General features: G+C 45.3%; 19 protein-coding genes, 1 other RNA gene and 1 pseudogene. 9 read left to right on the forward strand and 12 right to left on the reverse strand.

What is annotated here, in order from left to right:
- Positions 1–33: 33 nt before the first annotated feature.
- From lepA to rpoE, 5 genes are all read right to left on the reverse strand, one after another.
- Positions 34–1,827, reverse strand: a complete 1,794-nt coding sequence (gene lepA, locus IRQ95_RS13675; protein WP_075649688.1) for a translation elongation factor 4 — start codon at positions 1,825–1,827, stop codon at positions 34–36.
- 114 nt (positions 1,828–1,941) lie between these two features.
- Positions 1,942–2,412 (reverse strand): SoxR reducing system RseC family protein, encoded by a 471-nt coding sequence (locus IRQ95_RS13680; RefSeq protein WP_194437456.1) that lies wholly within the window; start codon positions 2,410–2,412, stop codon positions 1,942–1,944.
- Positions 2,413–2,416: 4 nt separating this feature from the next.
- A complete protein-coding gene (rseB, locus tag IRQ95_RS13685) occupies positions 2,417–3,376 on the reverse strand; it encodes a sigma-E factor regulatory protein RseB (protein ID WP_194437457.1) in 960 nt (319 codons plus the stop codon).
- Positions 3,373–3,993: a sigma-E factor negative regulatory protein gene (locus IRQ95_RS13690; RefSeq protein ID WP_194437458.1), complete on the reverse strand. Its 621-nt coding sequence runs from the start codon at positions 3,991–3,993 to the stop codon at positions 3,373–3,375. The genes rseB and IRQ95_RS13690 overlap by 4 nt, the downstream gene beginning before the upstream one ends.
- Positions 3,994–4,016: 23 nt before the next feature.
- Complete coding sequence (rpoE, locus tag IRQ95_RS13695; protein WP_075649684.1) at positions 4,017–4,595, reverse strand: RNA polymerase sigma factor RpoE; 579 nt, start codon at positions 4,593–4,595, stop codon at positions 4,017–4,019.
- A gap of 315 nt (positions 4,596–4,910) precedes the next feature.
- Between rpoE and nadB the strand changes: the two genes are divergently transcribed.
- Positions 4,911–6,527: an L-aspartate oxidase gene (gene nadB / locus IRQ95_RS13700; RefSeq protein WP_194437459.1), complete on the forward strand. Its 1,617-nt coding sequence runs from the start codon at positions 4,911–4,913 to the stop codon at positions 6,525–6,527.
- Positions 6,528–6,921: 394 nt separating this feature from the next.
- Here nadB and IRQ95_RS13705 read toward each other — a convergent pair whose 3' ends face one another.
- Complete coding sequence (locus IRQ95_RS13705) at positions 6,922–7,182, reverse strand: FAD assembly factor SdhE (RefSeq protein ID WP_114766103.1); 261 nt, start codon at positions 7,180–7,182, stop codon at positions 6,922–6,924.
- 244 nt (positions 7,183–7,426) lie between these two features.
- On the opposite strand from IRQ95_RS13705, the gene ygfZ reads away from it, so the two are divergent.
- The 3 genes from ygfZ to IRQ95_RS13720 all read left to right on the forward strand — a co-directional run bounded on the left by ygfZ (position 7,427) and on the right by IRQ95_RS13720 (position 9,665).
- The gene (gene ygfZ / locus IRQ95_RS13710; RefSeq protein WP_194437460.1) at positions 7,427–8,392 is read left to right on the forward strand and encodes a tRNA-modifying protein YgfZ; all 966 of its coding nucleotides are present in this window, start codon (positions 7,427–7,429) and stop codon (positions 8,390–8,392) included.
- Positions 8,382–8,858, forward strand: a complete 477-nt coding sequence (locus IRQ95_RS13715; RefSeq protein WP_194437461.1) for an aminoacyl-tRNA deacylase — start codon at positions 8,382–8,384, stop codon at positions 8,856–8,858. Before ygfZ ends, IRQ95_RS13715 begins: the two co-directional genes overlap by 11 nt.
- 600 nt (positions 8,859–9,458) lie before the next feature.
- On the forward strand, positions 9,459–9,665 hold the full coding sequence (locus tag IRQ95_RS13720) for a DUF1107 domain-containing protein (RefSeq protein ID WP_075649679.1): 207 nt from the start codon (positions 9,459–9,461) through the stop codon (positions 9,663–9,665).
- Between the two features lie 52 nt (positions 9,666–9,717).
- Here IRQ95_RS13720 and IRQ95_RS13725 read toward each other — a convergent pair whose 3' ends face one another.
- From IRQ95_RS13725 to IRQ95_RS13735, 3 genes are read right to left on the reverse strand one after another with little or no spacing between them, the layout of a single operon-like run.
- A complete protein-coding gene (locus IRQ95_RS13725; RefSeq protein WP_194437462.1) occupies positions 9,718–10,947 on the reverse strand; it encodes an FAD-dependent 2-octaprenylphenol hydroxylase in 1,230 nt (409 codons plus the stop codon).
- A gap of 21 nt (positions 10,948–10,968) precedes the next feature.
- On the reverse strand, positions 10,969–12,147 hold the full coding sequence (gene ubiH, locus IRQ95_RS13730; RefSeq protein WP_194437463.1) for a 2-octaprenyl-6-methoxyphenyl hydroxylase: 1,179 nt from the start codon (positions 12,145–12,147) through the stop codon (positions 10,969–10,971).
- Positions 12,148–12,161: 14 nt separating this feature from the next.
- Entirely contained in the window at positions 12,162–12,740 is a 579-nt protein-coding gene (locus tag IRQ95_RS13735) for a YecA/YgfB family protein (RefSeq protein ID WP_194437464.1), read from the reverse strand.
- Between the two features lie 234 nt (positions 12,741–12,974).
- On the opposite strand from IRQ95_RS13735, the gene IRQ95_RS13740 reads away from it, so the two are divergent.
- The 5 genes from IRQ95_RS13740 to serA all read left to right on the forward strand — a co-directional run bounded on the left by IRQ95_RS13740 (position 12,975) and on the right by serA (position 16,437).
- A complete protein-coding gene (locus tag IRQ95_RS13740) occupies positions 12,975–13,304 on the forward strand; it encodes a cell division protein ZapA (RefSeq protein ID WP_194437465.1) in 330 nt (109 codons plus the stop codon).
- 66 nt (positions 13,305–13,370) lie between these two features.
- Positions 13,371–13,554: non-coding RNA, 6S RNA (gene ssrS / locus IRQ95_RS13745), on the forward strand.
- Between the two features lie 31 nt (positions 13,555–13,585).
- Complete coding sequence (locus IRQ95_RS13750) at positions 13,586–14,182, forward strand: 5-formyltetrahydrofolate cyclo-ligase (protein ID WP_194437466.1); 597 nt, start codon at positions 13,586–13,588, stop codon at positions 14,180–14,182.
- A 54-nt stretch (positions 14,183–14,236) separates the two neighbouring features.
- The gene (gene rpiA / locus IRQ95_RS13755) at positions 14,237–14,893 is read left to right on the forward strand and encodes a ribose-5-phosphate isomerase RpiA (protein WP_194437467.1); all 657 of its coding nucleotides are present in this window, start codon (positions 14,237–14,239) and stop codon (positions 14,891–14,893) included.
- Positions 14,894–15,207: 314 nt separating this feature from the next.
- Positions 15,208–16,437 (forward strand): phosphoglycerate dehydrogenase, encoded by a 1,230-nt coding sequence (gene serA, locus IRQ95_RS13760; protein ID WP_194437468.1) that lies wholly within the window; start codon positions 15,208–15,210, stop codon positions 16,435–16,437.
- An 84-nt stretch (positions 16,438–16,521) separates the two neighbouring features.
- Here serA and ilvN read toward each other — a convergent pair whose 3' ends face one another.
- From ilvN to IRQ95_RS22400, 3 genes and pseudogenes are all read right to left on the reverse strand, one after another.
- Positions 16,522–17,016 carry an acetolactate synthase small subunit gene (ilvN, locus tag IRQ95_RS13765; protein ID WP_194437469.1) on the reverse strand — a complete coding sequence of 165 codons (495 nt, stop codon included), beginning with the start codon at positions 17,014–17,016 and terminating at the stop codon, positions 16,522–16,524.
- Between the two features lies 1 nt (position 17,017).
- Positions 17,018–18,742: an acetolactate synthase 3 large subunit gene (locus tag IRQ95_RS13770; RefSeq protein WP_194437470.1), complete on the reverse strand. Its 1,725-nt coding sequence runs from the start codon at positions 18,740–18,742 to the stop codon at positions 17,018–17,020.
- Between the two features lie 358 nt (positions 18,743–19,100).
- Positions 19,101–19,196 (reverse strand): annotated as a pseudogene (locus IRQ95_RS22400) (group II intron maturase-specific domain-containing protein); the annotation flags it as partial.

A 19,196-nucleotide genomic window follows, 5' to 3' on the forward strand; every position in this document is an offset into this window, starting at 1 on the left:
TTTGATTATTATTCTGAGCGTGTGCTCAATTTATTAATCTTTACCAACATGAAGAATCGCTAGGAACGCTTCTTGAGGCAGCTCTACGTTACCGATCTGCTTCATACGTTTCTTACCTTCTTTCTGCTTCTTCAACAGTTTCTTCTTACGGCTCACGTCACCACCGTAACATTTCGCCAGTACGTTCTTACGTAGCTGTTTCACGGTAGAACGAGCGATGATGTGGTTACCAATCGCCGCTTGAATTGCGATATCAAACATTTGACGAGGGATAAATTCTTTCATCTTCTCAACCAATTGACGACCGCGAGTTTGCGATTGATCTTTGTGAGTGATCAATGCCAATGCATCCACTTTATCGCCATTTAGTAATACGTCTACACGTACCATGTTCGATGCTTCAAAACGTTGGAAGTTGTAATCTAGTGATGCATAACCACGAGAGGTTGACTTCAAGCGGTCAAAGAAATCCAGTACAACTTCTGCCATTGGGATGTCATAAGTCACAGCCACTTGGTTACCATGGTAAACCATGTCTACTTGAATACCACGCTTCTCAACACATAGTGTGATTACGTTACCTAGGTAGTCAGATGGCACCAGGATATTACAGCGTGCGATTGGCTCACGGATCTCTTCAATATCGTTCACCGCTGGCAGTTTCGCTGGGCTATCTACATAGAAAATTTCGCCGTCCGTTTTTTCAACTTCGTATACTACTGTTGGAGCGGTAGTAATTAGGTCAAGATCGTATTCACGCTCTAGACGCTCTTGGATAATTTCCATGTGCAGCATGCCAAGGAAACCACAACGGAAACCAAAGCCTAGTGCCGCCGAGTTTTCTGGCTCGTAGAATAGCGATGCGTCGTTTAGGCTTAGTTTACCTAGTGCATCACGGAAGTTTTCGTAATCGTCAGATGATACTGGGAATAGACCCGCATAAACCTGAGGTTTTACTTTCTTAAAGCCTGGTAATGGTGTTTCGCTGCCATTTTTCGCAAGCGTTAGCGTATCACCTACTGGTGCACCTAGGATGTCTTTAATACCACAAACAACCCAGCCTACCTCACCTGTGCGAAGTACGTCAGTGTCGACTTGTTTTGGTGTGAAGATACCTAAACGGTCTACACCCCAAGTTTGACCCGTACTCATTACTTTGATCTTGTCGTTCTTCTTCAGTACGCCATTTTTGATACGTACTAAAGACACTACGCCTAAGTAGTTGTCGAACCATGAGTCGATAATTAGTGCTTGTAGAGGTGCATCCTCATCGCCTTCTGGCGCAGGGATCTTAGCTACGATAGTTTCTAGAACATCGTCAACACCTAGACCGGTTTTTGCACTACAACGCGTAGCATCAACAGCGTCGATGCCTACAATGTCTTCAATCTCTTCTGCTACACGCTCAGGATCAGCCGCAGGAAGGTCAATCTTGTTTAGGATTGGCACAACCTCAAGATCCATTTCAATTGCGGTGTAACAGTTAGCCAGTGTTTGCGCTTCAACGCCCTGACCTGCGTCAACCACCAATAGTGCACCTTCACACGCTGCCAGTGAACGAGAAACTTCGTAAGCGAAGTCTACGTGTCCTGGAGTGTCGATGAAGTTAAGCTGGTAAATTTCACCATCTTTCGCTGTGTAGTTAAGAGTCACACTCTGAGATTTAATGGTGATACCACGCTCACGTTCAAGATCCATTGAGTCAAGAACTTGCTCTGCCATTTCGCGATCGGTTAGACCACCACAAACTTGGATCAGACGGTCAGATAGGGTCGACTTACCATGGTCGATGTGGGCGATAATCGAAAAGTTACGAATGTGCTTCATGATTTGGGGTGACTAAACTCTGTAAAATAGGACATAAGAAAGCCGTCGTTTGACGGCATTTCAATCAAGTTGGCAGATTCTATCCAATTTTGATCCCCAAGTCACTTGGGTATTTCATTGGATAGGTTCTCCCAATACTCTTAATAATATGACTTGTTGCGACGATTGTCGCTCTATGCGCGCTGCCAAGCGTTTCGCGAGGGCAATTCCCCCAGCGACAAACACGGCTGAAAGTAATATCACCGCACCTTCACCAAAGCCTAACAAAGGGGCAATAACCACATGTGCAAGCGCTGCACCTAGGATCAATGCAAACAAAGGCGTGAGGTACACGATCGCTGCTGATTGCAGTAAACTTTTTTCCGCCATGCCAATCTCGACCACTTGGCCAACTTTGAGTACTTGCTGAGTAAAAAGGTGCCAACGCAACACTTTATTACCCACGGCTTTCGATACTATACCGGTTCCACAACTCTTTTGTGATGAGCAACTGGAGCAGCTAGTTTGCTGCTCGCAACTTAGCTCTACATCATACCCTGATGATTTTTGGGTCACTGCCGAAACAGTTGCCAATGCAGTCATCATAAGCTTACTTCTCTTGCGATGAGGTGATCGTTACCGATTGTGCGATGCGTTTAGCGGTGGCAGGAGGAATATCACCTACCACTGAGATCTCTGCATTGCCACTAACAAAAGTGTGCAATGTGCGTCGACCTTGGCGAACAATCTGACCTTTCAACGAATGGTCATCACGCTGGGAAATATAGATAGAGAAACTAAACAATCCATCACTGTACATTTGGCTTTCAACCATACGATCAGTTACCGCCATGCGGTAGCGATTAAGATCTTTGGCTTCAAACCCCTTCGGAATCCAACCCACAGTCCAGAACGACTCTTTCACCTGCCCTTTCGGTAGCGAGATAACTTGTGGCAGTTTTACATCATTTAAGCCACTCATCATCTCTGCAAGGTGATCATTCACGTTATAAGAAATCGTACGATACTGCTCAAGCACTTCGCCATCACGGTCAATAAGATCGGCACGCAGTGGCAGTTTGGTTTTCTCATCCACCCACATGATGTAGCTGTAACGCAAGCCATCTTTAGGTACCACACGAATCACCTGACAAGCCGCACCGGCTTCGCGCGCACGCCCAACTGGAATGAAGTCGTAATACTCACTAAGCTCATCAACATCCGAGTTGAGCATAGGAATGGTTGGTGCCACCATTTCACCAGACTCAATGGTAAACGGTTCCACACCAGGCTCGATATAACTCACCTCATTACCGCGGCGAATCACCTCTCGAATTGGACCACTAAGATAGACAAGGTGCGCAAACTGCTCCTCTGCGTTACGTGCATGGCGATAAAGCAAAGGTTCAATGCTATTTTTCTTAATCAGGATATAAGAGAGTTCAAAATTAAGTTGCTGACTGGCTTCGTTCATTTGATGCAACAAAGCCTCTGCAGGTTTTTCATCTGCAAAGGCCATTGGAGAAGTCAAACTGAACAGTGTCAGCGCACTGATCAGGATTTTTTTCATTCAATTACCGTATCTGGGTCGACACTATGATCGACAGAACTACCACTATGAAGTCTTAATTGTAGCTCATAGTCTTGCAACATCGCATTAATGCGACGGCGTTGTTCTTGAACATTAAGATCGCTTTTCGCCGCAGGCTCAACGCTTTCACGCGTCAGACTAACGGGCTCCGCACTGCCAGAAAAAGGTACCGTTTGTAGTACAGGCAATTGGTCTGCTTCAGCGTTTGGATTCTCACCATACTGCTGAACGCCTAGTATCACTGCCAGAGACACACAAGCCGCTATACCAACTTGGCCAAATTGAGTTAACCACGTTGGCAAGTAACGTTTTGCTACTTGCGGAGTCGGTTGAGACTCAATATGAGCGTCATTGATATCCGTGACATTGTCCGTTCTAAACGGCGTATGAGCAGGCTCATTTTCTAGCGCTAAAGCAACGCTTTCAGCAATATTCCACTCAGGCTTAGCTGGAGCTTCGCCGCGAAGTACATCACCAATAAGGTGATAGTTCTTCCAAGCATCTAAGCCTTGTTGGTCATTTTCTAGCTCCGCAATGAAAGCCTTATCGACCAACTCTCCATCCATGAGTGCTGAAAGTTTCTCTTTGTCAGCCATTATCTTCACCATTAAAGTTGCTACTAGCGTTGCAGAAGGGGTTGGATTTTTTTCTCCACCGCTTCTCGTGCACGGAAAATACGCGAACGTACCGTTCCTACTGGGCAATCCATCACCGCGGCGATCTCTTCATAACTCAAGCCATCCAGCTCACGTAGAGTCATCGCAGTCTTTAAATCATCGGGTAGTGCTTCTATCGCACTGAAAACTACTTGTTTCAATTCCTTGGACAACGTTAAGTTCTCAGGGTTCGATATTTCTTTTAATGCACTGCCATTTTCGTAATATTCAGCTTCTTCAGAATCCACATCTTGCGCTGGAGGCCTGCGGCTTTGCGCCACAATGTGGTTCTTAGCAGTATTAACAGCAATACGATACAACCAAGTATAAAAAGCGCTCTCGCCACGAAAACTAGGTATTGCTCGATAAGCTTTAATAAATGCTTCTTGCGCTACGTCAGGCACATCTCCCGGGTTACTGACATAACGAGAAATAAGATTGCAGACTTTGTTTTGATACCTCAAAACTAATAAATTGAATGCTTGCTTATCTCCACTCTGAACTCGCTCAATTAATACTTGATCGGTCAGTTGCTCGTTCATTCGAGCGGGTACTCCTATTGTTTTAAACTCGTACCTTACGCAGATATGAGTATTAATTATGCAAAATGTAGTATTGACACCACTGCTTACTTGAGCACTATTGTGACCAAGGGAAATATTGAAAGTTCAAAGAAATTTCATTTTTCTTTAGGAAGTGGGAATTCAACGCCGTCTTTAGCTAGATTGTGAGGACGATGTGAGCGAAAAGCAACGACAATAAAACACAATTACGGTGTATGGAGTGTTATTATTGTTTCCGATTTGACTTCGGTAGAGTGAGACCACTCTACGATAACTCAGGATTTTAAAACTTTTATGAACGCAAACCGTGAACATCAGTGTGATGTGTTAGTGATAGGTAGTGGTGCTGCCGGTCTATCGTTAGCGTTGCGTGTTGCCGAGCACGGCAAAGTCATTGTGTTAAGTAAAGGACCACGCAGTGAAGGTGCAACCTACTACGCTCAAGGCGGCATCGCAGCCGTTTTTGACGAATCAGACAGTATCGATTCTCATGTTGAAGATACATTAATCGCCGGAGGCGGGATCTGTGAAGAAGAGACAGTAAAATTCATCGCAGAAAACGCTAAAGAGTGTGTGCAATGGCTGATTGATGGTGGTGTACCCTTTGACCGTGTTGAAAATGACAGTGATGAGAAACCTCGCTATCACCTAACCCGTGAGGGTGGTCATAGCCACCGCCGCATCTTGCACGCAGCTGATGCAACAGGTATGGCAATGCAAACATCACTGCAAGATAACGTTCATAACCACCCAAACATTACGGTATTAGAACGCCACAATGCGCTTGACCTTATCACTGAAGACAAGATCGGTGGTGACAATAAGAAAGTGATTGGTGCCTATATCTGGAACCGCAATCAAGAGCATGTAGAAACAGTACGCAGTAAATTTGTCGTACTCGCGACTGGTGGTGCATCAAAAGTTTACCAATACACCTCAAACCCAGACGTTTCTTCAGGTGACGGTATCGCAATGGCGTGGCGTGCAGGGTGTCGTGTAGCCAACCTAGAGTTTAACCAGTTCCACCCAACATGCTTGTTCCACCCAGAAGCGCGTAACTTCCTATTAACAGAGGCACTGCGTGGCGAAGGCGCGTACCTACGTCGCCCTGATGGCTCTCGTTTTATGCCCGATTTCGATGAGCGCGCTGAACTGGCACCACGTGATGTGGTTGCTCGCGCAATCGACTTCGAAATGAAACGTCTAGGTGCAGACTGTATGTACTTAGACATCAGCCACAAACCAGCTGAGTTTATCGAGAAGCACTTCCCGACCATCTACACCCGCCTGATGGATTTGGGCATCGATATGACCAAAGAGCCGATTCCTATCGTACCTGCAGCTCACTACACTTGTGGTGGTGTTATGGTCGATAAATCAGGTAGCACTGATTTGCAAAACCTCTATGCGATTGGCGAAGTAAGCTACACCGGTCTGCACGGTGCAAACCGCATGGCCTCAAACTCTCTGCTTGAGTGTGTGGTTTATGCAGCGGCAGCAGCGAGCGATATCATCAATAACTTCCACAATATTGATATGCCACCAGCACTACCATGCTGGGATGAGAGCCAAGTAAGCAACAGTGATGAAGAAGTAATTATTCAGCATAACTGGCATGAGCTGCGTCTATTTATGTGGGATTACATGGGTATCGTGCGCACTAACAAACGCCTTGAGCGAGCTCTGCGCCGCATCCAAATGCTGCAACAAGAAACTCACGAGTACTACAGTAACTTCCGTGTATCTAACAATCTGTTAGAGCTACGTAACTTACTGCAAGTGGCAGAGTTGATGGTGCGCTGTGCAATGGAGCGTAAAGAGAGCCGTGGCTTGCACTACACTCTCGATTACCCTGAACTTGCAGAAAACAGCGGCCCAACAATCTTGGTACCTGAAAAACTTAAGTCCTAAGCATATTAAGCAAGTATTGCAAAAAGGAGCCTATGGCTCCTTTTTTAATAACAGTAACAAGCGCCAATAGCACTCAGGTTCCATGCTATCTCGCCACAACAAAAACCATTGTCGATCCAAACGAACAAGCAATAAAACCTCGGAAAAAATCAAAACGGTATTTTGTAGATACTGAGTTTGACCATTAACAATCACCCGTCCCGTCGTGTGGAAAGTTAACTCGCCGACTAGCGAAGGTATCAATAATCCAACACGATTACCGTAGCGTAATAGCCAAAGAATAAAAGTACTGCTAACAACAAGAGGAAGTGAACTGGTCGCAATAAAACAGCAGGCCAACACCAACACACTGGCATTGACCTGCGGAGAAGAATTACTTGGTTTGAGCGAAAGCTTAACGAACTTTGCTGAGGTTGTGGGCAACAATTTTATCGACCATAGACGCGTGGCTTAGGTTCTCACTGCGACCATGACCCATTACCCAAGAAAACAAATCTGGATCATCACACTCAAGTAGTGATACAAAATCTCGTTGTTCTGTCTCTGTTAGTGCATCAAAACACTCTTCAAAAAACGGCATAATGACGACATCCAGTTCTAACATGCCACGTCGACATGCCCATTTAATGCGCGCTTTTTCTTCTGCGGTGTACATTATCATTCCTCACCTGACATATTGCTTTGCCTCGAGTGTAACAAGCATGTCCTTTGAGCTCTACTAGTTCAATCACACAACTGTCACACTTTGTGTGGGATCGCACACCTTGTGATTTGCAGTAACCGCACCCATTTAATCAATGCAGCACAACGATAGGTAAAGCCAAGTTTCTTGAGGTTATTTGGCGATACAAGTAACATTCAACTATCTGTTTTTTGGCAACACTACCAAGGAAAACACTATGGATTGGCTTAATGACTTTGCTCCTCTATCGCACCAAGCCAGCGATACTCTTCCAGATCTTATGCTGACCCATCTAAATTCATGGGGCGTTGTAACGCTGATCGGTAATGACGCAAAGTCATACCTACAAGGTCAGGTAACGTGTGACGTAGTGCAACTTGATAAAGCACATTCAACCTTGGGTGCACAATGTGATGCAAAAGGTAAAGTCTGGTCTATTTTCCGCATATTCCATCATCAAGGCGGTTACGCTTTATTTCAGCCTAAGTCATCGATTGAAAAGCAGTTAAGCGAAATTAAGAAATACGCCATTTTCTCTAAAGTCGAAATTGAACAAAGTGATGCTATCTTACTTGGCGTGATGGGCAATAATAGCTCGCAATTTGTCGATGGATTGAGTGACGAGCAAGGTGATGTACGCACCATCAATGGCGGGACAGCTGTGCGTATTGATCAGCAACGTTGGCTGCTAGTCATTGAACCAAATGCAGCAACTGAAATAGTTGAGAACTCTTCTGCTGAAAAAGTTGCTGAATCTTTATGGCGTCGTTTCGATATTGAAGCTGCACTGCCGATTGTCGAGCAAGAAGAGCAAGCAGAACACATTCCACAAGCGTTAAACCTACACGCTTTACACGGTATTAGCTTTAAGAAAGGCTGCTATACCGGTCAAGAAACCGTTGCCCGTGCCAAATATCGTGGCATCAACAAACGCGGAATGTTCATTGTCAAAGGTCATACCGACAACGAGTTGGGCGAGCAAACTGAACTTGAACGAGCCGTGGGCGATAACTGGCGAGGTGCAGGTAAACTGTTGGCTCACTACCGCTTTAGTGATGGTGATACCATTGGTTTGGTGATATTACCCAACAACCTTGAGCCAGAGACTCAACTACGTTTGGCCAGCCAACCTAAATCGGTTTGGACAATGCAACCTCTGCCTTACTCACTTGATGACGAATAACCCCTTTGCTACCACACTGACTCGCTATCTCGAACTGCAGCAGATTGAATTTCGCCTGCTGATGCATACAAGGCCAGCAGTCAGTATTGAAGATGCCGCCACTCAGCGCGGCATCCGACCCGCGCAGATGGTCAAGGCGATTTTGCTCCGAGATATGGGGGACTTGTATGCCTTGGCATGTGTTCCTGGCGATCAATCCGTCGATCCGAAGAAAGTTCGCGCTCTGCTTGACTGCCGCCGTATGACTTGTGTCGACCTAAACGATGTTGAAAACATTACTGGTTATCAAATTGGTACCGTGACCCCTTTATTACTCAAACAACCGATGCCAATCATCTTTGACCCACGCTTGTTAGACGAAACCGAAGTCACGATTAGCAGCGGCAGTAATATGGCCGGAATCGCCCTCCAATGCCAAGATCTTGTTAAGCTTTGCGAACCAACCTTTGCTAACATATGTCGTTAAAGATCACACTTAGCATCTTTTGTCGCTAATTAAGTTCACTACAAATGGGATCAAAACCACAATAAATGCCATTTACACCACAAATTTTTATTCACAATGTTCGCATATATAGTCGCTGGGTGTTTTTTGTACTATTCTAGTAACACTATTCACATTACGGTAACTTTATGAGCAAGCCCCCTTTTTTCAGGCTCTCATCGTGCCAATACAATGTTGATAGTAAAAAGAGGAAATCTACTTAACTGAAGATATTCTCTTTTGTGTAATGCATCTGTGACTATTCGCCCGCCTGAAGCGGGCTTTTTTTTGTCTAAAAATTTACCTTTTTTTAACAAGATAAACCTTTGTTGTACTATTCTTATTCTTGTCATCTAAAAGTGGTCTACTGCCACTTCCACTACGTATAAATTTCAGTTCCTGCTACAGAACAATTATGAGGTAAAAGTCACGCTAATTTGGAGATACGTCGGTAGATTTGCATACAGCAACACAAATCTCCAACTTGTTACAAATAACTGCACATTCCCCCATTACTATCACACTTTTTAAAATAGGGAATACGTATAATCCCAGTGCTTGCTAAACATGAAGGATACATTTATGAGACTGTTTAAGCGCTATACACCAAGTATGATTGCTAAACACGTAAGTCGGCTATTTAAAGGAAGAATCTATATCTATGGCGTCGGTAAGTTTGAGTTTGATAACGGTAAACTTATCCTTCCAGAGAGAGCAGAGCGAAGACACTATCAAGCTGTCAAAGAAGTAAATCAGGAAATTATGAAGTTGCGTTGCGCATACGCGTAGCGTGATAAAGAATTAAAAAAAACGGGTTGGCCATGCCAACCCGTTTTTTATACTAGAATTCTGTCGAAGAAAGCGAATACTTGGCTAGTTCCGGCAAATCACCTTTTAACCCTAATGCACGCTTCATGATTTCATCTTTCGCACCAGGCAATTGACCAGCAAGCTTCATCCCAATACCACGAATAAGCTTCTTGGCTGGGTTATCGCCTTCAAACAAGTCTTTAAAGCCTTGCATCGCAGCAATCATTTTTGCTGCTTCGGCTTTACGCCAACGCTCATAGCCACGTAAATTACGTTTAGTGCCAATATCTTGTCCTGCTTGCCACAAAGCAATCAGTTCTTGAGCAAGACTGGCCGCATCGAGTAGACCTAAGTTCACACCTTGCCCCGCGAGTGGGTGAATAGTGTGTGCCGCATCGCCAACAAGCGCCACTCGCTCAGTGACAAAATCACGGGCATAGCGCATTTTCAACGGGAAAGCGAAACGCTCACCAATCACTTCACACATGCCAAGGCGAGCACCAAATTCCGCAGTCAACGCTTTGTTAAACTCAAGTTTGTCCATCGCGACCAAACGTTCAGCGCGGCTTGGTTCGGTTGACCACACAATAGAGCTCATCTGACTACCACTCATTGGCAAAAAGGCAAGCGGTCCTTGCGGGGTGAAAGTTTGACGCGCAACTTTCTCATGTGGCTCTTGAGTCCAAACATTGGCAACTAATGCACTGTGACCATAATCCCAATGAGTCAGAGGAATATCTTGCTGGCGACGAACCCAAGAATTAGCGCCATCCGCCCCCACTACCAATTTTGCCGTGAGTGATTGCCCATTATCTAAAGTTAACCAAGCTTCGCTTTCGCCAATTGCCATGGTTTGACACTGTGCTGGCATAAACAAGGTAACATTACTTTGTTTTTGCACCTGCTCTAGCAATGCCAATTGAATCACGCGGTTTTCGACAATATGACCAAGGTCCGGTTGAGCCATTTTCTTCGCATCAAACTCAATACGCGCAAAGCTATCTTGCTCCCACACTTCCATCGCCATATAGGGTGCAGCGCGGCGGTCAACAATGCCTTGCCAAGCCCCGAGGTTACGTAAAATGGTTTCACTAGAGCGGCTTAAGGCTGACACACGCACGTCTGGTAATTCTTGCAACTCGTTATCCGGAGCACGGCTTTCAATAATCGCAATTCGTAACTCAGAGTCTTTGAGCGCCGCCGCGAGAGCTAAACCAACCATGCCACCGCCAACAATGGCAATATCTACGCTTTGCATCATGTATTTAAATCCTTCTTAGCGCTAACGCGCAACTAAACCTAATGTTCTTTGCTGTAATGGGGCTTTGAGCGGAGGAAGATTATCCATCAACGCCAAGCCTAAGTTGCGACCGATACGTAGCGATAGGTAATCATTGGAAAATAGATGTACCAAGGATGATGTCAAGGTAATAGTACCGACGCGATCGCTTTCTCTGCGCTGCTTAAACGCACTTAATACCGAATAAGCACCGACATCCTCTAAAGACGCCATCATCTGTTCAGCTAGGCTCGCAACATCACGAATACCTAAGTTAAAGCCTTGACCCGCAATCGGGTGCAAGGTTTGCGCAGCATTGCCGACAATCGCAAATCGATGTGAAGTATTCTGCTCACGATAACGCAGCAATAACGGATAGCTGGCGCGAGTGCCAACTTGCGTTAATCGCCCCAAACGCCAACCAAAATCGTATTGCAGCTGTTCGAGAAATGCCTCATCGTTCATTTGCAGCACTTGTTGGGCTGCTTCAGGACGAAGACACCATACCAAAGACATTCGATTATCACTCATTGGCAGTAATGCCACCGGCCCTTGCGATGTAAAGCGCTCAAAGGCACGCCCTTGATGAGCTTGTTCGGTGCAGATATTGGCAATAACGGCGACTTGGTCAAAGTCATGTTCACTTAGGGCAATACCCAATTGCTCACAGCAAGAAGAGATAGCGCCGTCAGCAGCCACCAACAGTTTGCACTGTAACTGCTGACCACTTTTCAGACTGACTACATTGTAGCTTTGTGTTCGCTCAACCGTTTCAACCGCCTCTGGACTGAGTAATTCAATCTGAGCACACTGAGCGATTTTCTGCTGATAAATGCGACCAACATCGGCCAACTCAACCACATAACCCAATGCCGACACATTGAGGTCCTGATGATCTATCTCCGTCATACCTGCATGAGAGCGATCAGAGACATGTATATGTTTGATTGCTGTCGCGACAGGCGCAATATCTTGCCACAACTCCAATTGCTGTAAAATCTGTACAGTGCCGAATGAAAGCGCAATAGAGCGAGAGTCAAACCCTGGGTGAGCTTGGTGATCAACAGGAAATGGCTCTACAACAGCAACGCTGAGCTTTCCTTTTGATAATGTATCCAGTGCCAAAGCAAGCGTCATACCTGCCATTGCGCCACCAGCAATTACCACATCAAACTGCTTCATTTTACAAAACCCACTTAGTGAATGGTTGGCGCTGGCTCTTGAGGAGCCGGCTTTTGTCCAAACTCAGCGTGAATAGTCAACACACACACTTTAATATGCTCAATCACTTGTTCCAGCAATACGGCTTGCTCTTGCATGTCATCTTCTTCATCAATACCGAGTTTAGCAATCTCTTCAAGATCACTCAGAGCCTCTTTCGCTTGAGTCGATGCTTTCTTTAGATCTGCTGCAACTAAACCCAGACCGGAAATAAAATGATTCACCCAATCGGCTACGCCATCCGCCAAGTCAAACAGGGTTGCACTCGCCTCTTCATCTGGCAGTAATAGCCCAAGCTCCATATCGGTGCCAGTGATCTCTTTGGTCGTCACATCTAAAGTCTGCTGTGCAAACTTCAATACTTTATCAGGCCATCCCATACCTTCACTGGTGTAGTCAAAAATCAGCGGTTGCCAGCTTTTATCACTTAAACTCAAACCGCCACTCAACATGCCCGTCAATAGGCCATGTAGCTCTGATGGATTAACGGCTAAGCCCGCAGATTGCAATTCAGTTGCGAAGGTTAAGTAATCTGGAAGGGTGATGTTACTCATGGATAAACCTAATTTTGCAAAATAATACTTAATCCTACCACTTAGATGGATTAGCGAAAATGTACAAGCCACGAATAATGAGCGCCTTTTACACAATTTGCCCAATTACTGTGTGATCGCCCTTTGTTTTGGCTTTGTTGCACGGGAAAGACTTGAATCTTAACAACGCTTTTTCTATAGTTTCCCCCTCGGTGATGGTCTGCATTATCACCTTAATTTAAGTGTAGAGTGGATATGAGTAGCCAAGCGGTAGAAGTTGAAATTTTAGGTAAGTTAACCAGAGTTAACTGCCCAGCGGGTCAGGAAGAAGCGCTGCTTCAAGCTGCCAAACGACTGAATGATCGTTTGAGAGACATGACCGATAAAACCAAAGTGACCAACGAGGTGCATCTTTTGACCATCGCGGCGCTTAACTTTTGCTATGACTTGGAAACTCGTGACAGCTCTACCAACGAACAGCTAGAGTTGCAACAGCAGCTCAATGAGAGAATGGAGAAGCTCTCAACATCACTTGATGATGCGCTAAATAAAGTACAGCCAGGAAAGCCGTCACCTTTAGCTTAAAAAAACATCTCTTGATTGCAGAGTAGCTGACTAAACTTACTCAGTGCGATACAATCAAGATCCAGATTTACCCTGGAGTGTACGTTAGTGGGATTATGTCCCTGAGCCGATAAGCAATCCTTAAGGGTTAGTACTTGAAGGCTATTGAGCAAGCTCGGCACGTACCGAGAAGCCTACGGTCATCATTGCTGATCCGCCTTGAACCAGCTGGTTCAAGGGTCTAAATCTCCAACGGCACTCTGGGGTATCCTTCGATACCCTTCCTATACTCGGGTATCTGCATGAATCTTTCACGACAAGAATTTCGTCAGCAAATTCGCCAACTCAGACGACAACTCTCTCCACAGTTTCAACTGCACTCAGGGATTGAACTCGTCAAACAATTTTCGGCTCTGCCAGAATTAGCCACCGCACAACATATCGCCCTCTATCTCAGTGCCGATGGCGAAGTAGATACCCAACCACTGATTGAATGGCTATGGCGGCAAGGCAAACAAGTCTATCTACCAGTGATTCACCCTTTCTCTAAAGGCCATCTGCTTTTCCTTCATTACCAAGCTGATACTGAAATGGTGTTGAATCAATACCGCATTCTTGAACCGAAGCTCAAACAACCGCTGATTCAACCACTCGCCAAACTCGACCTTATTTGTACTCCGTTAGTTGCCTTCGACTCGACCGGTCATCGTCTTGGTATGGGTGGGGGCTATTACGATCGTACCTTAGAAGCGTGGTTTAAACATGGACAAGGCGCCAAACCAATTGGCTTGGCACACGACTGCCAGCATGTCAGCCGATTACCCATTGAGTCTTGGGACGTACCACTACCAAAAATAGTGACACCAAGCAGAGTTTGGCATTGGGAAAGTCATCTCTGAGGGTATATAATCCGCCGCGCAAACGTTAACTATCCATCCAGTTAGGAGATGAGCATGACTCAAGATGAAATGAAAAAAGAAGCAGGTTGGGCTGCGCTTAAGTATGTAGAGAAAGACAGCATTGTAGGCGTAGGTACTGGCTCAACAGTAAATCACTTCATCGATGCACTAGGTTCAATTAAAGATGACATCAAAGGTGCGGTATCAAGCTCAGAAGCATCAACACAACGCCTAAAAGATCTAGGCATTGAAGTATTCGATTGCAATGACGTTATCAAGCTCGACATCTACGTTGATGGCGCGGATGAAATCAATGCTTATCGCGATATGATCAAAGGTGGCGGTGCAGCACTAACTCGTGAAAAGATCGTGGCAGCAATTTCAGAAAAATTCATCTGTATCGTCGACGACACAAAAGCGGTTGATATCCTAGGTCAATTCCCACTTCCAGTTGAAGTTATTCCGATGGCACGTTCATACGTCGCGCGTGAACTTGTAAAACTGGGTGGTGATCCAGCTTACCGTGAAGGAGTTATCACAGACAACGGCAACGTGATCTTAGATGTGCACAACATGCAGATCGTCAATCCTAAAGAGATGGAACGTGCTATCAACGCTATCCCTGGCGTGGTTACTGTTGGTCTATTTGCAGCTCGCGGCGCGGATGTGGTGATCACAGGTACACCAAACGGTGCAAAAATCGAAGAATAATAGCGACTGTCAGTGATATCGATTTGACGCCAATAATGCATCACTTATCGAACAATCACTCACTCGACTTTCTGTTATTTCATTACAAGCGACCCTTATTTGGGTCGCTTTTGTATTTTTCTTGCCTAAAAATTATTCATTATTCCGTAATTTTCTTACCCAAAGCCAAATTTTTTTGTTAACTTAATGAGCAGAAGACGCACAAGGAAAACGTTTGCGCTCCTTATAAGAGGTTAATGAATGGTCTGTTTTTATCTCTTTGATGCAATGTGCGCCAGTTAAGCCCCCTTTCCCCCATTTTAAGGACGAAGATAATGGCCAAAGTTTCACTGGAAAAAGATAAAATTAAAATACTGCTCTTAGAGGGTCTGCACCCATCTTCAGTCGAAGTTCTACAAGCAGCAGGTTATAGCAATATTGAATACCACAAAGGTTCACTCGCAGAAGATGAACTACTCGAAGCGGTAAAAGATGCGCACTTTATTGGTATTCGCTCGCGCACCAACCTATCGCAACAAGTGATTGATGCAGCAGAAAAATTAGTCGCGATTGGCTGTTTCTGTATCGGCACCAACCAAGTTGACCTTAATGCAGCGGCAGTTCGTGGTATTCCCGTATTCAATGCCCCATTCTCTAATACGCGCAGTGTCGCGGAACTGGTACTTGGACAAATCCTATTGCTACTACGTGGTATCCCAGAGAAAAATGCACTGGCACATCGTGGGATTTGGAAAAAGAGCGCCGATAACTCTTACGAAGCTCGTGGTAAACGTCTAGGGATTATTGGTTACGGCCACATTGGTACTCAGCTTGGTATTATCGCCGAAAACTTAGGTATGCGCGTTTACTACTACGATATCGAAAACAAACTATCGCTAGGTAACGCCACTCAAGTCGCCACAATGAGCGAACTACTAAACAAGTGTGATGTGATCTCATTGCACGTTCCTGAAACACCAGAAACCAAGAATATGATGGGGGCTGACGAATTTGCCCGCATGAAACCAGGCGCGATCTTTATCAACGCCGCTCGCGGTACAGTGGTTGATATTGAAGCACTATGTCACTCTTTAGAAGGAGGGCATATTTCTGGTGCCGCGATCGATGTGTTCCCAACAGAACCAAAAACCAATGCGGATCCATTTGAGTCTCCACTACAAAAATACGACAACGTGATCCTAACACCACACGTTGGCGGTTCGACTCAAGAAGCACAAGAGAATATCGGTGTCGAAGTGGCAGGCAAACTCGCGAAATACTCTGATAATGGTTCAACGCTATCAAGTGTTAACTTCCCAGAAGTAGCACTGCCTGAGCACCGCGACTGTTCACGTCTACTGCACATTCACCAAAACCGCCCAGGTATCTTGACGCAAATTAACACCATCTTCGCTGAAGAGGGTATTAACATTGCTGGTCAGTACCTGCAAACAGCGGCTGACATTGGTTATGTGGTTATTGACGTGGAAACAGAGCGCTCAAAAGAAGCCTTAGAGAAACTGAAAGGAATCGAAGGCACAATTCGCGCACGTATCCTGCACTAATTGCGCCTAAACGCTGAAAAACACAAAACCACCGCAATGCGGTGGTTTTTTATGGTCACTCATAAAGCTTAGATCTGGGATCGTCTAGGGCCTTAGCGCACGCTCACCACGTGCAATACCAACAACGCCACTGCGCGCAACCTCAATCACTTCAGTCACTTCAGAGAGCGCCTGAATAAAGGCATCAAGCTTTTCGCTCGTACCAGTAAGTTGCACTGTGTATTGCGCAGCTGTCACATCAACAATCTGACCACGGAAAATATCCGCAGTACGCTTAACTTCAGCGCGTGCAAAACCACTCGCCTTCACTTTCACCATCAAGAGTTCACGCTCGATATGCTCAAGCTCCGTCACTTCTTGCACTTTTAGCACATCAATCAGCTTATGCAGTTGCTTTTGGATCTGCTCTAGCTCTAGATCATCAGAGATAGTAGTAATGTTCAAACGCGATAAAGTCTCATCATCCGTAGGAGAAACCGTCAAAGATTCGATGTTGTAACCACGCTGTGAGAACAAGCCAACCACACGAGACAAAGCACCAGGTTGGTTTTCTAGTAGTAGTGAAATGATATGTCTCATGTTAGGTACGCTCCGTCTTGCTTAGCCACATCTTATCCATACCCTCGCCTTTGATTTGCATTGGGTACACATGTTCAGTTTCATCGACGTTGATATCGACAAACACCAATCGGTCTTTCATCTCTAGAGCTTTCTTCAAGCCTGACTCAAGTTGATCCGGTGTTTCGATACGAATACCTACATGACCATACGCCTCAGCAATCGCGGCAAAATCAGGTACTGAACTCATGTAAGAATTGGAGTGACGACCTTGATAGATAATGTCTTGCCACTGTTTCACCATACCTAGGAAGCGATTGTTTAAGTTGATAATTTTCACCGGAATATCGTACTGCATGGCAGTCGAAAGTTCCTGAATATTCATTTGAATACTGCCATCGCCTGTCACTACCACCACTTCTTCATCAGGCTTAGCAAACTTAACACCCATCCCTGCAGGTAAACCAAAGCCCATGGTGCCTAGACCGCCAGAGTTAATCCAACGACGTGGTTTATTAAATGGGTAATAAAGCGCAGCAAACATCTGGTGCTGACCGACATCAGAGGCGACATAGGCATCACCATTGGTTAGCTTATGCAGTGTTTCAATCACTTGCTGTGGCTTAATCCGTTCTGGCGAAGTTTCATAACTTAAGCATTTTTTATCACGCCAAGTTTGAATTTCATCCCACCAGCAATTTAGCGCTTGTTCATCATTGTTGCCCCCCTGCTCCACCAGCAGGTTGACCATTGCTTCGAGTACTTTATCTGCAGAACCTACAATCGGCAGATCCGCTTTGACGTTCTTCGAGATCGACGAAGGATCGATATCAATGTGCATCACGCGTGCATTGGGGCAATATTTTTCTAGGTTATTGGTAGTACGGTCATCAAAACGCACCCCAATACCAAATATCAGATCGGCATCATGCATCGCCATATTGGCTTCGTAAGTACCGTGCATACCTAACATGCCAAGGGAGTTTTTATGGGTGCCCGGAAAAGCGCCTAATCCCATCAGCGTGCTCACCACTGGAAGATTCAAAGTCTCGGTCAATTTAAGTAATGGGGCATCAGCTTCCGATATCACTGCGCCACCACCAACATAAAGCACCGGCTTCTTCGCTTCTAATAACGCCTTGAGTGCTTTTTTGATCTGGCCTTTGTGACCAGTCGTGGTTGGTTTGTATGAGCGCATCGAGACAGAAGCTGGATACTCATAAGGGAATTTAAACTGTGGATTAATGACGTCTTTGGGTAGATCAATTAAGACAGGACCAGGGCGGCCAGTCGTCGCAATATAGAAGGCTTTTTTTACCGTTTCAGGGATGTCTTCTGCTTTCTTTACTAAAAAGCTGTGTTTTACCACTGGGCGAGAGACACCAACAATATCACACTCTTGGAACGCATCATTACCAATAAGATTGTTCGGTACGTTACCAGAGATGACAATCATTGGGATCGAGTCCATGTATGCCGTTGCGATACCGGTAATGGTATTGGTTGCACCAGGACCAGAACAGACCAAGACAACACCAGGTTTTCCCGTCGCACGCGCATATCCATCGGCCATATGGGTAGCCGCTTGCTCGTGACGAACTAGGACATGTTTGATTTGGTCGGTTTTAGCATGAAGTGCATCATAGATATCCAAAACAGAACCGCCTGGATAACCAAAAATTTGTTCAACGCCTTCTTCGATAAGAGATTGCACTACCATCTCGTTACCGGACAACATTGCTGCCATATTATTCTCCTTCTCTACGCCAGCCTATTGGGTCAATAGGTTGGGTAGTTGTCACATAGTCTAGGGCTTACTTTTAGCCTATTAGAAAAACTTCCACTTCTTCTCTATGCCTTGCGCTCAGTCATAACAAAACACAAGATACGGCAACAAATGTAACGTTTTATTTTCAAGGAATCTATTGCGACTTTTATCGCATAATCCACACAATGCTATAAAAAGCACACTTACTAGCTCAACCTCAATGACTAGCGTTGAGCTTTAGCATCAAATGGCGTCAAACAAACAAAAAAAGGTGGATAATTTTTATCCACCATTATTCACAAATCGAGTAGGAGGAGGCCTCACGGCCTCCGTCCTCTCACACCACCGTACAAGCGTGGGTCGCATACGGCGGTTCCGAATATACTTTTAGTGACTCATACCCATTTCGCAACGAGTACAGACCCAACTCCTC

The sequence above is a fragment of the Vibrio fluminensis genome (assembly GCF_015278125.1).
GTDB classification, from domain to species: domain Bacteria; phylum Pseudomonadota; class Gammaproteobacteria; order Enterobacterales; family Vibrionaceae; genus Vibrio; species Vibrio fluminensis.

Coding starts and splice junctions, on each gene's coding strand:
- ilvN (WP_194437469.1), bottom strand. CDS start 17,016: ATGAGACATATCATTTCACTACTACTAGAAAACCAACCTGGTGCTTTG.
- IRQ95_RS13705 (WP_114766103.1), bottom strand. CDS start 7,182: ATGTACACCGCAGAAGAAAAAGCGCGCATTAAATGGGCATGTCGACGT.
- IRQ95_RS13770 (WP_194437470.1), bottom strand. CDS start 18,742: ATGGCAGCAATGTTGTCCGGTAACGAGATGGTAGTGCAATCTCTTATC.
- ygfZ (WP_194437460.1), top strand. CDS start 7,427: ATGGATTGGCTTAATGACTTTGCTCCTCTATCGCACCAAGCCAGCGAT.
- ubiH (WP_194437463.1), bottom strand. CDS start 12,147: ATGAAGCAGTTTGATGTGGTAATTGCTGGTGGCGCAATGGCAGGTATG.
- rseB (WP_194437457.1), bottom strand. CDS start 3,376: ATGAAAAAAATCCTGATCAGTGCGCTGACACTGTTCAGTTTGACTTCT.
- rpiA (WP_194437467.1), top strand. CDS start 14,237: ATGACTCAAGATGAAATGAAAAAAGAAGCAGGTTGGGCTGCGCTTAAG.
- IRQ95_RS13720 (WP_075649679.1), top strand. CDS start 9,459: ATGAGACTGTTTAAGCGCTATACACCAAGTATGATTGCTAAACACGTA.
- IRQ95_RS13680 (WP_194437456.1), bottom strand. CDS start 2,412: ATGATGACTGCATTGGCAACTGTTTCGGCAGTGACCCAAAAATCATCA.
- nadB (WP_194437459.1), top strand. CDS start 4,911: ATGAACGCAAACCGTGAACATCAGTGTGATGTGTTAGTGATAGGTAGT.
- IRQ95_RS13740 (WP_194437465.1), top strand. CDS start 12,975: ATGAGTAGCCAAGCGGTAGAAGTTGAAATTTTAGGTAAGTTAACCAGA.
- rpoE (WP_075649684.1), bottom strand. CDS start 4,595: ATGAACGAGCAACTGACCGATCAAGTATTAATTGAGCGAGTTCAGAGT.
- IRQ95_RS13735 (WP_194437464.1), bottom strand. CDS start 12,740: ATGAGTAACATCACCCTTCCAGATTACTTAACCTTCGCAACTGAATTG.
- IRQ95_RS13690 (WP_194437458.1), bottom strand. CDS start 3,993: ATGGCTGACAAAGAGAAACTTTCAGCACTCATGGATGGAGAGTTGGTC.
- IRQ95_RS13750 (WP_194437466.1), top strand. CDS start 13,586: ATGAATCTTTCACGACAAGAATTTCGTCAGCAAATTCGCCAACTCAGA.
- IRQ95_RS13725 (WP_194437462.1), bottom strand. CDS start 10,947: ATGATGCAAAGCGTAGATATTGCCATTGTTGGCGGTGGCATGGTTGGT.
- serA (WP_194437468.1), top strand. CDS start 15,208: ATGGCCAAAGTTTCACTGGAAAAAGATAAAATTAAAATACTGCTCTTA.
- lepA (WP_075649688.1), bottom strand. CDS start 1,827: ATGAAGCACATTCGTAACTTTTCGATTATCGCCCACATCGACCATGGT.
- IRQ95_RS13715 (WP_194437461.1), top strand. CDS start 8,382: ATGACGAATAACCCCTTTGCTACCACACTGACTCGCTATCTCGAACTG.